This is a genomic window from Exiguobacterium sp. SH3S3 (assembly GCF_004337115.1).
In the GTDB taxonomy this organism is placed as follows: domain Bacteria; phylum Bacillota; class Bacilli; order Exiguobacteriales; family Exiguobacteriaceae; genus Exiguobacterium; species Exiguobacterium aurantiacum_A.
Genome location: NZ_SJUU01000015.1, coordinates 1 through 12,683, shown reverse-complemented (window position 1 = coordinate 12,683; position 12,683 = coordinate 1). Strand labels below are relative to the sequence as shown.

The window sequence follows — 12,683 nt, the reverse complement described above, 5'->3', positions numbered from 1 at the left end:
TAATTAAATATGTCATTTATATTTCAAAAAAATATATTGAAATTTATTCTTAAAGTTCGCAATTCTTTCACAAGCATCAAGTAACATAGTCGCCTTGTCTGACTATGTGCAAACAAAACGGCCACATCCTTTTTAAAAGGGTGTGGCCGTTTCGCGTGTGTCTTTTAGTATTCAGATAGTTCTTCCTCTGTGACCCACTTATGATTGGTCACTTTCTCGCCAGACTCTAAAGTGAAGTCAATCATATAGACGGTCGTCTCTTCGACGGAATCGATAGTAGCGGTCGTACCGTCCATGCCTTCCATATGTTCGGCCTCGACGTCGACCTCATCACCGATCTTGTATGGGGAAGCTATCGCATCTTCAATTTCTTCATGGATGATCCACTTATGATCCTCGACGCGTTCACCACCATGCATCGGTTCATACGAGATACTGTAGACGAACGTGTCGTAAGCACCGACGATGGTGGCCTCGGCACCTTCCATTCCCGGCATATGTGCTTCTGTGATGATGGCTGTGTCACCGACAGCATACTCAGGGTCCTCGGCCGCTGTTAAATCACCTGGCACGTCACCAGAGCCTGACATGTCCATTCCCGAGTGGTCGGTCCCGTCCATCGTCTCTTCCATCTGTTCACCCATGTCAGTCTCGTTCGACGTCGCTTCCTCATCGCCGCCGCATGCCGCGAGCAACCCGCTGAGCGAGAGTGCGATCGTCATCATTGCTAGTTTTTTATGCAAATTCATGATTTTCCCTCCGTACATGTTATTTGTTGACGCGCAATTGCCCCATCATTCCGTTCTCTTCATGCTCGAGAATATGACAGTGATACATGAACGTCCCTGTTTCTTTAAACGTCATCTCGATTTTTACTTTTTCACCTGGGGCGACGGCGACCGTGTCTTTCCAGCCTCGTTCATTGTCAGGGGGCGGGTTACCGTCCCGTTCGAGAATCCGGAACTGGACGCCGTGGACGTGGAACGGATGGGTCATGCCGCCCATCATGTCTTTTCGGTTGTAAATCTCCCACACCTCGGTCGTCCCTTGCTGCACGTCGATGTCGATCCGGCCCGGGTCGAACTGTTTGCCGTCAATCGTCACCATGTTGCCCATGCCGAACAATGTGAGGCGTCGATCGGCAACGCTTGAGTCGTTAGAGACAGAAGCTCCTTCAAAGGCATCGATCCATTCGCCGTCTTGGTCGATTCGATCACGCACCGTGAAAGTCGTGAACGGGATCCCATCCGCTTGAAGGGCGATGTCGTCCCCAAGTGACAGGTCTGAAAAGTCGATTAAGATCTCGGCTCGTTCGCTAGGTGTGAGCGTCAACGTTTTGAGTGATACTGGTTTGTCGAGCAACCCGCCGTCGGTCGCGATTTGTGTGAACGGTTCTCCGTTCGATAGTGAGAAGTCGAGATTCCGTGCGTTGGAGCCGTTGACGAGACGGACGCGTAACGTGTTCGTCGTCACGTCGAACGTCGCATTAATCGCCCCGTTCGCGAGGAGCGTATCGCCGACCGTGCCATCGATGTTCATCTGGCGGTCGTAGTCGAGGCGGCCGTCGTCTGTGAACAGACGGTCCTGTACGATGAGCGGGATGTCATCGACGCCGTACTCGTTCGGGATGTCGGTTTCGGCACTTTCATCCGTCACGTACAAGAGTCCGGCCAACCCTCGATACACTTGCTCGGCTGTATCTCCCATCGGATGGGGATGAAACCAGAGAGTACCTGGTTCTTGGTCGATGTCGAGACGAACTTGGTGTTGTTCGCCCGGATTGATCAATTGGTGGGGCCCACCGTCTTGTTTTCCTGGAATGACGAGACCGTGCCAATGGAACGAGGTCGGATCATTCAACTGATTGATCGTGTTGATATACACGGTCTTTCCTTTTGGCAATTCGATCATCGGGCCGAGCAAATCCCCATTATAGCCGAGCGTCTCGGTTTGAGCGCCCGCGCTCAAAAACTGACTGTCACCTATTTGCGCCCGAACGGTGTAATAGAGCTCGTCTTCCGTGACGCGATCTGGTCGCAGCCGTTCGGGGATCGGGAGCGGTTTGGCCGGCTCAATCGAGGAGACGAGATCGATGGAGTTGCCACGTCCCATCCCGCCGTTGCCGTGCATCATGCCAACATCGTCCCGGTCTCCCATGAAGAATCCGTTTCCCATCATCCAGCGTCCGGGAGCGAACGTGAACAACAAGAGGAGCAGTCCAGTGACGATACTTAAGATACCCATCCCGATAACCCATTTCATTACGCGGTTCATAAGGCATCATCCTTTCCATTTAAAGCGAGTGCCCATTTAGTTATACCAACGAATTATGAAATATTTGTTAAATGATAAAAGTTGTTTCTACATACCCAATGGGGGTATGTAGTGTGTATAGGAGGTGGTCGATGTGGAACATGCACATCATGGACACGTGGAAGCACACGACTCGCATGCAACTGGACATGAAGGGATGATTGAAGCGTATAAGCGTCGATTTTTTGTCTCGCTAGGTTTGACGGTCCCGATCCTACTTCTCTCAGACATGATTCAACAATGGGCCGGTTTTGAACTCGCGTTTCCTTATGACAAGGAGATGCTTTTCGTGTTGGCGACCATCGTCTATATCTACGGGGGATGGCCGTTCTTGAAAGGCAGTGTGGACGAATTGCGTCAAAAGAACCCGGGGATGATGATGCTCATCGGGCTGGCGATCAGTGTCGCTTACTTCTATAGTGTCGCCATCGTGTTCGGATATGGACACGGGCATGACTTCTTTTGGGAACTGGCGACGTTGATCGTCATCATGCTGCTCGGCCATTGGATTGAGATGCGCTCGATCATGGGAGCATCTAACGCGTTGCAACAACTCGTTCGCCTGCTACCGAGCGTCGCACATCGGCGGAACGGGGACGCGATCGAAGAGGTCCCGGTGTCTGCCTTGAGCGTCGGGGACGTGATTCTCGTCAAACCAGGTGAGCAGATCCCGGTCGATGGTGAGTTGCTCACAGGACGGACGACGATTGACGAATCGATGCTGACCGGCGAGTCGATGCCTGTCGAGAAAGAGACGGGAGACACCGTGATCGCCGGGTCGATCAATCAAGAAGGCAGTATGACAATTTCGACGACGAGCACGGGAGAGAGCACGTACTTGTCCAAAGTCATCGAATTGGTCAAGGAGGCCCAACAATCCAAATCGAAAACGCAAAACCTCGCCAACCGGGCTGCCAAACTCTTGTTCTATGTCGCGGTCGGCGCGGGTGTGTTGACGTTCATCATTTGGCTTTCGCTCGGTTACCCGGTCAGTATGGCCGTCGAACGGATGGTCACGGTCATGGTCATCTCTTGTCCGCATGCGCTCGGACTTGCGTCGCCGCTCGTCGTGGCCGTCTCGACATCTCTTTCGGCCAAACGTGGGCTGTTGATCCGCAATCGGACACAGTTTGAAGAAGCGCGTCATCTCGATGCTGTCATTTTTGATAAGACGGGCACGTTGACGCAAGGTAATTTTGGCGTGACTGATATCGAAGCGACATCTTCGTATACGGAAGACGAGGTGTTGCGTTTGGCGGCTGCGGTCGAGACGGCGTCCCAACATCCGCTGGCCCAAGGGATTCTTCGGGAAGCGGACGACCGGGGCTTAGCGTTACCCGACGTCGTCGATTTTGCCTCGATCACCGGTATCGGATTGGAGGGACGTGTCGACGGGGCAAAAGTCCAAGTCGTTAGTCCACGTTATATTCGTGAACAAGGTCTCTCGATCGACGAAGCGTCGTTCGAGGAACTGTCAGCCGCTGGAAAGACCGTCGTCTTCACGCTTCGAAACAGCGAGCTGGTCGGGATGATCGCCCTCGCCGATATGGTTCGGGACGAGGCGAAAGAGACCGTCCGCGCGTTGAAAGAGCGTGGTGTCCGTTCAATCATGTTGACCGGTGATAATCGGAAAGTGGCCAACTGGGTCGCGTCCCAACTGCAAATCGAGGAAGTCTACGCCGAGGTGTTGCCGGATGACAAATCACGACAGGTCCAATCCGTGCAAGCGGACGGAAGCAAAGTGGCGATGGTCGGCGACGGCATCAATGACGCACCGGCCTTGGCGCAAGCAGATGTCGGCATCGCCATCGGAAGCGGGACCGACGTCGCCGTCGAGACGGCCGACATCGTCCTCGTCCGCAGCAACCCGAAAGACGTGTTGTCGATTCTTGATCTATCTCGCAACACGTACAACAAGATGATCCAAAACCTGTGGTGGGCCGCCGGGTACAACGTGATTGCCATCCCGCTCGCGGCCGGTGTCTTGGCCCCGATCGGGATCCTCTTATCACCGGCGGTCGGGGCGGTCTTGATGAGCCTCAGTACCGTCATCGTCGCGCTTAACGCCCGGACGCTCAAGCTTTAACATAATTAAGCGAGAATTCTCCCACCTCTAAGCGTCTGGGGCGAAGCCCAGCGTAGGTGGGAGATGAATCGCCCGTACATAAACCTCTTGGCCACCCCTGTGACAGATATGACGAACATAAGTTCGTGATTCCGTCAGATTTCCCTTCCCCCGTCGCGGGTATCGGATGAGGAAGGCGCGTATCACGATCATCGGCCGAGAGGAGGCGGAGACATGCTGAAGGGCTACAAATACAGGCTCCACCCGACGGCGGAACAGGCCGATTTCCTGGTCAGGACGATCGGCTGTGCCCGGTTCATCTACAACAAGCTGCTCGAGGACCGCATCGCCCTCCACGAGGAGGCGAAGGCTGGGACCGGCCCGAAGCGCAAACTGCCGACACCCGCCTCGTACAAGCCCCTGTTCCCGTTCCTCGCCGAGGCGGACAGCCTCGCGCTCGCCAACGCGAAGCTGCACCTCGACACGGCGTTCGCGAAGTTCTTCGCCGGGACGGCCGGCTTCCCGGTGTTCAAGTCGAGACGGAAGGCGCGCGCCTCCTACACGACGAACAACCAGCACGGCACGATCCGCATCGAGGGGGACCGGGTCCGGCTCCCGAAGGTCGGGTTCATCCGCTTCACACAGCACCGAATCTTCGACGGCGAGATCCGGTCGGCGACCGTGGCGATGACGAAGACGGGCAAGTTCTTCGTGTCGCTCCTCGTCGAGCAGCCCGACGAGCCGTGGGTCCCGGCCGAGCACAAGATCGGGATCGACCTCGGCCTCGGGCACTTCGCCGTCATGACGAACGACGCGCTCGTCACGGAGAAGGTCCCGAACCCGCGCAACCTGCGCGAGGCCGAGGAACGGCTGAGACGAGCGCAGCGCGCGCTTTCCCGCAAGAAGCCCGGCAGCAGGAACCGCGAGAAGGCACGGCTCGTCCTCGCGAAGAAACACGAGCGGGTCAAGAACCGACGGCACGACTTCCTCCACAAGCTGTCGCGACGCATCGTCGACGAGAACCAAGTCGTCGTCGTCGAGACGCTGAAGCCGAGGGAGATGATGCAGGACCGCCGCCTGGCGAAGTCGATCGGGGATGCCGGGTGGGGCGAGTTCGTCCGCCAGCTGGAATATAAGGCGAGGTTCTATGGACGGACGCTCATCAAGGCCGACCCGTGGTTCGCCTCGACCCAGGTCTGTTCGTCCTGCGGCGAGAACGGCGGGAAGAAGGGTTTGGACGTCCGCGAGTGGACATGCGACGCATGCGGGGCGCACCATGACCGCGACGTCAACGCGAGCCTCAACCTGTTGGGTCTCGCGGACTGAAACACTCCAGGGCAGGGACTGCCCGACGAGCTTGTCCACAACCGTGGCTGGTCAAAGCACGGTCTTCCCAAGAAGCTCCCACTTCAAGTTGCGAAGCAAATAAGTGGTGAGTAGTTCACCAAATTTTTCATCTTTGGTCCCTATACTAAGAGGGATGCTAAAGATGGAGGGATTCAGAATGAAACGTAAACGACTCATGCCCATGTTATTGACGACGATGCTCCTTGCCTCGTGCGGGACAGGAACGCCGGTAAATGAAGCAACGCCGCCTGTCGCCGAGAAAACGGAGCAGGAGACCGAACAAAAGGTGGACCGGTGGAAACCGGCCGCGTCGGGGCTGGCGGTATCGCATATCCACGGTGCCGGATTTTGGCAAGACGGGCGCCCCGTCATCGCGACGCATGCGGGATTGATGGAATATCGACAGGATGGATGGTACGAGCTGACGTCGAATCGACATGACTATATGGGCTTCGAGCTCGTTGCCGACGGTTTTTACGCGAGCGGGCACCCGGAAGAAGATTCACCGTATGACAATCCGCTCGGCGTCGTCCGTGGGACCGACAAAGGCGAGACGCTCGAGATCCGTTCGTTGGAAGGTGAGGCCGATTTTCACTATATGAGCGTAGGCTATGCATCAGAAAGCATTTACGTGTATCTAGAACAAGCGACGACCGAGCTGACTCCAGGATTTTATCGCTCGTCCGATGGTGGAGTGTCATTTGAACCGATGGAGATGACTGGGATCGACGGTGCGGGCATCGCCGGCATCACGGCGGACGCGACCGAACCGAAGCGTGTCTTCGTGTATGGGCCGGACGGCGTGCTCATGTCAACTGACGGGGGCGACACGTTCGCGTCGTTCATCGATGGGGCCGATGTCGTGACGATGGCATCGACAGACGAAAAGGTGGCTTATATCAAAAAAGGAGACGCCTCGTTTGAATTGATTGTCTATGATATGAACCAAGAAACGGAGACGCCTCTTGAGTTGCCTGCGTTGGCAGATGGGGATGTGCCGATCGAACTGGTCTTCGAACAAGGTCGCTTCTTACTTGCGACGTCTAGTAACAGTGTGTACGTATTTGAAAACGAGAAATGGACCGAGCTGTTGACAGCCGGAAAAGTGAACTGAAAAATAGCCATTGCCTCCCCGGGCAATGGCTATTTTAGTGGCGTGGTAACGTGACGAAAAACACCGTCCCGGCACTGTCCGATTCGACGGTCAACGTGCCGTCATGAAGTCTGATGATCTGATGGGCGATGGCGAGTCCGAGCCCGCTCCCGCCTGTACGCCGGGACCGCGATTTCTCAACGCGATAGAGGCGGTCAAAGATGTGCGGCAAGTCTTGATCGGGAATGCCTTTGCCGTCATCGCGAATCGTGAAGCAGAGTGATTCGGCAGTGAGCGTCACATCGAAAAAGACGTGCCGGGCCTCGCTATGCTCGATCGCGTTGTGGCCGATGGCGCGGAACACCTGTAAAATCCGGTTGCGGTCCAGGTGTAAGCCGACGCCTTCCATCGCACAGGCGGTGCGGCTCTCAAAGGTGATCGGCGTCACACGAAACATCGTGCTGAGCACTCGGCGTAAATCTTCGCATAGCGCGCCGGCAGCGACTTCTTCCCGATGCAACGTGAACGTGTTCTCGTCCAACTGGGCGAGTTGGAACGCATTCTCGACGAGTTCGGTGAGCGCCTGGCTCTCTTCGAGGATCGTTTGGATCGACTGTTCTTTTAGCGATGCCGGGGTTTGCGGTTTTGACGCAATCTCGGCATAGCCTTGCAAATAGGTGAGCGGCGTCTTGATCTCATGGGCGAGGTCTGACAAAAATTGATTGCGCTCTTTGCGGAGACGGGATAGTTCGAGCGACATCGCTTCGATGGAACGGGCCAACTCACCGATCTCGTCTTCTCGAGACGTCGGAAGCGTCAATTCATCCGGATTGGTCAAGACGTTTTCGGTCGCCCGCCGCAACAGCTGGATCGGGTTCGAGATCAACCGGCTGAGTAAGAGGAACGTCAAGATCGTGATGACGACGGCGACCCCGGTGATATAAAGGAAGCGAATCTGGAGCCGGTGACTGATGCCGTGGATGATCTCGGTCGGGAGAAACATGTACACGTAGCCGTCGCGCGTTTGCTCCATCGACTCAACCGGCGCCCGGACGGCGAGGTACGGCTCGTTCTCCCAATCGTCTTCGAGAACGGTCGTCGCATCCGCATTGCCTTCGTTTGCCTCGGTTCGTACGAGCGTCGCCAAAGCGGACGGGAACCGATTGGACGTCTGTAAAATCGAGTGATCGGGTGCCGTGATCGCGACTTTCGTGTCGGTCTCACTCTCCATCGTGGCCACGTGACCGATCGTCTCGTCGTCGAAACTCATCGCCAAGACGTTTGCATGGCTTTCGGCCCTCGATTCGAGTCGGTCAATCTCTTCGACGACGCGTTCCCCGAGCAGCGTGTGGTAAAGCAGTAAGAACAACACACCTTCGATCAACAGCGTCGTCAACAAAAAGATCAAGCTGATCCGGAACGGGAGACTGTTACGACGAAACTTCATGTCCCTGGACGCTCCTCGGTCCAGCGGTAACCGCGTCCCCATACGGTCTTCAAATAGTCGTCGATCGGGAATCCGGCCTCCCCGATCTTGTCGCGAATCATCCGGATATGGGCGTCGACCGTTCGCGGGTCGGACTCGGATGAATAAGGCCAGACCAGGTCGTACAGGTCCATCCGATTGTACAGTCGGTTCGGATGTTGCAAAAACAGTTTTAAAATGGCCGTCGCTTTCGGCGTCAATACGATCTCTTGCTCTTGATAGAGGATGCGACCGCTCGCTTCCTCATAGCGCAATTGACCGTAGCTGACGTTCGTCATCCGGCTGCGCCGCAATACGGCACGGATGCGAGCCAGTAAGACGTTTCCTTCGAACGGCTTCGTCACATAATCGTCCGCACCCGCATCCAAACCGCGAATCGTCGTCTCGCTGTCCGATCGAGCCGTCAACAAGACGACGGGCAGTTCAGCGTCGAGCGCTTTGATTTGGCGACACAACGTGATGCCGTCGGTGCCGGGCATCATGATGTCTAACATGACGAGGTCCGGACGCTCCGAAATGAGCTCCATCGCTTCTTGTCCGTCCGCCGCCTCGATGCACGTGTAGCCGTCATCTTCAAGGAATAGACGAAGGAGGCGTCTCATCTTCACCTCGTCATCGACAATCAAGATTTTCATCGTTCATCCTCCTTCTCCATGCGCGTATCTCGTTGTGTAACGGTTTCGGGATACGTGTCGCGTTTTCCTTTATCAATCGCTGTCATGAAAAAACTGACGGACGAGAGTGGGCTCGTCAAACGAGACGAACGTACCTTTGACGCGTTCGACGCGGTCGTGTCCTTTTCCGAAAATCACACCGCAATCGTAGTCGTTCATCCGTTCACAAAAGAAGCGGATCGCGTCTTCGCGATTATCAAAACTTGCTAGCTGATCGTGTCGTTTGCCGGCCAAGTCGTCAAGAATCTGTTGCGGGTCTTCATGACGCGGGTCATGGACCGTCAAGAGAAAGTCGGCCCCGGAAGCGGCGACGATGTCGGTCATAATCCCGCGTTTCGTCCGGTCCCGTTCACCGGCAGCACTGAGCAGGACAAGCACTCGTTCGTGACGCCTCGTCAATGCGGCGACGACTTTTGCGATCGCGTCCGGGGTATGGCCGTAATCGATATAGACGGGAGTCGTGATACCCGTCACGCGCTCGAGCCGGCCGCTCGGCAAGCGCAGAGACGTCAGATGGGGAAGCACCGCGTTGAGCGGTACACCAGTTTGTCGGACGATGCTGAGCGCACATAGGGCGTTGTCGAGGTTGTAGTCTTCTTGAAACGGAAGTGCCGACGAACTCGTCTGCCCGTCCGTCGTAAGGACGAAACGGTCACCCTCGGCGTGGCCGTGCAGATCGGCGACAAGCGTATGTCGACTGAATGTGACATGCCTCACCGGTGCCGAGGCGACCGACTGCATGAGCACATGATTCGGGTCGTCACGATTGACGATGGCGCTCCCATCGTCCGTGATTTGGGCGAGGAGCTGGGCTTTCGTATACGCATACGTCTCCATCGTCCCGTGATAGTCCAAGTGATCGTGTGACAAATTGAGGAATGAGGCCGTATTGAACGACAAGCCCGCAATCCGTGTCTCCGCGATGGCTTGGGACGACACTTCAATGAGACAGTCCGTCACGCCCGAGGCGACCATTTGGGCGAGATACCGATTGATCGTCAAGGCGTCAGGCGTCGTATTCGACGTTTCGAGCGTCCGTCCGGCATACGTGACGCCGAGCGTTCCGATCAAACCGGCCGACATGCCGAGGTGGTCGAACAATTGATGGGCGAGAGATGTCGTGGTCGTCTTACCGTTCGTCCCGGTGACGCCGTGGAGACGTAGTTTTGTGGATGGGTGATCATAAAACGTGCCGGCAAGTTCGGCCAAAGCGGCTTTCGTGTCCCGACAGTAGATGACGGGGACCTGAGCGTCGATCGGCCGTTCGGCGATCACCGCGACCGCCCCGTTATGAATCGCTTCGTTCACGAAATCATGGCCATCATGACGATATCCCGAGATACAGACGAATAAAAAATTTTGTTTAATTTCTTTTGAAGAGAAGGAAATCCCTTCGATCACGGTCTCGTCAGGACGGTCTAAATATGTCCATGACATGATCTGTTTCAAGCCAGTCAACAAGTCTTGCAATGTTTTTGCCACGTCTTTGTTTCTCCTTTGTCGCGAAAGTCCATTTTGACAGTATAGCCCCTGTTTGTGAAAAAGAAGTGAAATGGAAGAAGTGTGGGCTCAGAGGGGTGAATAATGGTGTTTCAAAAAAAAAAGAACAGGAAAAGAAATACGTAGAAGCAAATTATAGAAAGGCGGGAGAGAACGATGAAAGCTTACATGAAATTTGGATTAATGATTTTAGTGTCGACGTTCCTTATGTACTGGCTCATGTTTTTGAATGTGTACCAGCTCGACCACATCTTCTTCAGTCAGACGCGGCTCTATATGGCACTCATCATGGGATCGGTCATGGCGTTCGTCATGCTGCTCTTTATGTGGGGGATGTACAAAAACAAGAAACTGAATGCCATCATCTTAGGGGCAAGTGCGCTCGTGTTCGCGCTGTCGCTTTGGCTCGTCCGCAGCCAGACGACGGTCGATGACGTCAGTTGGATGAGAGCGATGATCCCGCACCACTCGATCGCCATCTTGACGAGCGAGCGGGCGGAGATTGAAGACCCGCGCGTGAAGCAATTGTCAGAAGAAATCATCGAGGCACAAGAGCGCGAGATCGCCGAGATGAAGCGGTTGATCGAAGAGTTGGAGCAAAAAGAAGAGGAAGCGAAAGCAGACGTGGCCGAATAAAGCGGCCACGTCTGTCAGTTTCCAATCAGCGGATAGTCATGAACATATTGCCGTGCCTCGATTTCATCGAGCATAAAGTGGGCGACATCGGCCCGGTCAATCATCGGTTTGTCGAAAGCGAAATAACCGGTCCGATACTGCTCTGTCTTCGGACCTTCTGACAGACGAGGACAACGGACGACCGTCCAATCGAGCCCGCTCGCTTCAAGGATCCCTTTTTGCGTATAACTATCGCGAAGCAGATCGCTCGCGAGCGTCTTCATGAGCGTCTCGGCAAAACGGCTCATAAACTTCTGTTTGACGTCTTTTGGTACTTTGACGGTCGCGCCGGTCAAGTTGATGACCCGTTTCACACCGTACTCATGCATCGCGGCGACGACGTGTGACGTCGCTTTTTCGAGGATATCTTTGTTCGACGTCTTCGTGTGGCCGAGTGCCATCACGACAGCGTCCGTTCCTTCGACGGTCCGGAAGACGTCCGCCCGATTTTCGGCATTTCCGCGGATAACTGTGAGCCGGGCGTGGGTGATGCCGAGTTTTTCTGGCGTCCGGACGAGCGCTTTCACGTCATGGCCTTGTTCGAGTGCTTGGGCGATCAACTCACGACCCGTTCGCCCGCTCCCTCCAAATAGTGCGATGTTCATTTCGCTCACTCCTTCATTGTTAGTAGATATGTTTAGCGTACCCGTTCACGTATATAATTAGAAGTACGCACAATTCTGTCATATACTATCTTTAAAGATACTAAAGGAGTGAATCCTATGCAGGAGTGTCCAGTTGAAACAATCGTGCAAAAGATTTCCGGGAAATATAAGATGTTGATTCTTCATCGGCTCGGCACGCTCGGGACGAAGCGCTTCAACGAGCTGTGCCGCTTGTTCCCACAGGCGACGCCACGGACGATGACACGGCAGTTGCGGGAGCTCGAACACGACGGACTGATCATTCGGACCGTATATTCGGAAATTCCCCCTCGCGTCGAGTACAAGTTGTCAGAAGAAGGTCGATCGCTCTTTCCGATTTTAGAGCAGCTCGGACGCTGGGAGTATGAGCGCCAAGGACTACCTCATGTTGAACTACATTCGTGAGACAACAGGAGGGCTCCGTACTAGAGATCAGCCAGCGTCTTCTGTCTCATCATAGCTTGAGAAACGTGAGAAGAACGAGGGCCATCTAGACTCGACGGTTAGCGGATCCGTAAATTTTCTTCGATGAGCGCGGCGGCCAACGTGAGCGCTTTGATTCGCCGTTTGGCTAGCGTCAGTTGTGATTTGTAGCGTTCGGGTTGCGCTTTCGCCTCGAGGGTTGCCACTGTCTCGTCCAATTTGTGAATAATCGAGTCGATTTGTCGTTTTGCTTCAAGTAGGGTCTGTCGATGTGTAGTCCATGAGGCCTCCTAAAGTTTTTTTATCTAGTATACACATGAAAAACCGTGGCGAGCGTGAACTGAGCCCTGTTTTTCGGACAGTTTAATAAAAAGTGCGTCGTCTTTTATGCGGCGATCAGATGGCTCCGGTATTGCTCCGGAGTCATTTTTTTTAGGTTCCATTGCTTGCGTTCACTATTGTA

At 54.8% G+C, this 12,683-nt stretch carries 12 protein-coding genes; 5 read left to right on the top strand and 7 right to left on the bottom strand.

Going from position 1 to position 12,683, the window contains the following annotated elements:
* Nucleotides 1-164: 164 nt before the first annotated feature.
* Nucleotides 165-749, bottom strand: a complete 585-nt coding sequence (locus EVJ28_RS12580; protein WP_131489160.1) for a YdhK family protein — start codon at nucleotides 747-749, stop codon at nucleotides 165-167.
* Nucleotides 750-768: 19 nt separating this feature from the next.
* Complete coding sequence (locus EVJ28_RS12575) at nucleotides 769-2,274, bottom strand: multicopper oxidase family protein (protein ID WP_131489157.1); 1,506 nt, start codon at nucleotides 2,272-2,274, stop codon at nucleotides 769-771.
* 196 nt (nucleotides 2,275-2,470) lie between these two features.
* On the opposite strand from EVJ28_RS12575, the gene EVJ28_RS12570 reads away from it, so the two are divergent.
* The 3 genes from EVJ28_RS12570 to EVJ28_RS12560 all read left to right on the top strand — a co-directional run bounded on the left by EVJ28_RS12570 (nucleotide 2,471) and on the right by EVJ28_RS12560 (nucleotide 6,839).
* A complete protein-coding gene (locus EVJ28_RS12570) occupies nucleotides 2,471-4,399 on the top strand; it encodes a heavy metal translocating P-type ATPase (protein WP_131489178.1) in 1,929 nt (642 codons plus the stop codon).
* Nucleotides 4,400-4,612: 213 nt separating this feature from the next.
* A complete protein-coding gene (locus tag EVJ28_RS12565; protein WP_131489155.1) occupies nucleotides 4,613-5,704 on the top strand; it encodes an RNA-guided endonuclease TnpB family protein in 1,092 nt (363 codons plus the stop codon).
* 178 nt (nucleotides 5,705-5,882) lie between these two features.
* On the top strand, nucleotides 5,883-6,839 hold the full coding sequence (locus EVJ28_RS12560) for a F510_1955 family glycosylhydrolase (protein ID WP_131489153.1): 957 nt from the start codon (nucleotides 5,883-5,885) through the stop codon (nucleotides 6,837-6,839).
* A gap of 34 nt (nucleotides 6,840-6,873) precedes the next feature.
* Here the strand turns inward: EVJ28_RS12560 and EVJ28_RS12555 are convergent, their stop codons facing one another.
* The 3 genes from EVJ28_RS12555 to EVJ28_RS12545 all read right to left on the bottom strand — a co-directional run bounded on the left by EVJ28_RS12555 (nucleotide 6,874) and on the right by EVJ28_RS12545 (nucleotide 10,460).
* A complete protein-coding gene (locus EVJ28_RS12555) occupies nucleotides 6,874-8,265 on the bottom strand; it encodes a sensor histidine kinase (protein WP_161566986.1) in 1,392 nt (463 codons plus the stop codon).
* On the bottom strand, nucleotides 8,262-8,939 hold the full coding sequence (locus tag EVJ28_RS12550) for a response regulator transcription factor (protein ID WP_131489149.1): 678 nt from the start codon (nucleotides 8,937-8,939) through the stop codon (nucleotides 8,262-8,264). Before EVJ28_RS12550 ends, EVJ28_RS12555 begins: the two co-directional genes overlap by 4 nt.
* Before the next feature lie 72 nt (nucleotides 8,940-9,011).
* Nucleotides 9,012-10,460, bottom strand: coding sequence for a UDP-N-acetylmuramoyl-L-alanyl-D-glutamate--2,6-diaminopimelate ligase (locus tag EVJ28_RS12545; protein ID WP_131489147.1), 1,449 nt, complete (start codon nucleotides 10,458-10,460; stop codon nucleotides 9,012-9,014).
* Between the two features lie 174 nt (nucleotides 10,461-10,634).
* Here EVJ28_RS12545 and EVJ28_RS12540 point away from each other — a divergent pair, with 174 nt between their 5' ends.
* The gene (locus tag EVJ28_RS12540; protein WP_131459056.1) at nucleotides 10,635-11,114 is read left to right on the top strand and encodes a DUF305 domain-containing protein; all 480 of its coding nucleotides are present in this window, start codon (nucleotides 10,635-10,637) and stop codon (nucleotides 11,112-11,114) included.
* A gap of 14 nt (nucleotides 11,115-11,128) precedes the next feature.
* Here EVJ28_RS12540 and EVJ28_RS12535 read toward each other — a convergent pair whose 3' ends face one another.
* Entirely contained in the window at nucleotides 11,129-11,758 is a 630-nt protein-coding gene (locus EVJ28_RS12535; RefSeq protein ID WP_131459055.1) for an NAD(P)-dependent oxidoreductase, read from the bottom strand.
* A gap of 117 nt (nucleotides 11,759-11,875) precedes the next feature.
* Between EVJ28_RS12535 and EVJ28_RS12530 the strand changes: the two genes are divergently transcribed.
* On the top strand, nucleotides 11,876-12,202 hold the full coding sequence (locus EVJ28_RS12530; protein ID WP_131459054.1) for a winged helix-turn-helix transcriptional regulator: 327 nt from the start codon (nucleotides 11,876-11,878) through the stop codon (nucleotides 12,200-12,202).
* Between the two features lie 98 nt (nucleotides 12,203-12,300).
* Here the strand turns inward: EVJ28_RS12530 and EVJ28_RS14135 are convergent, their stop codons facing one another.
* Nucleotides 12,301-12,438, bottom strand: coding sequence for a hypothetical protein (locus EVJ28_RS14135; protein WP_161566985.1), 138 nt, complete (start codon nucleotides 12,436-12,438; stop codon nucleotides 12,301-12,303).
* Nucleotides 12,439-12,683 lie beyond the last annotated feature (245 nt).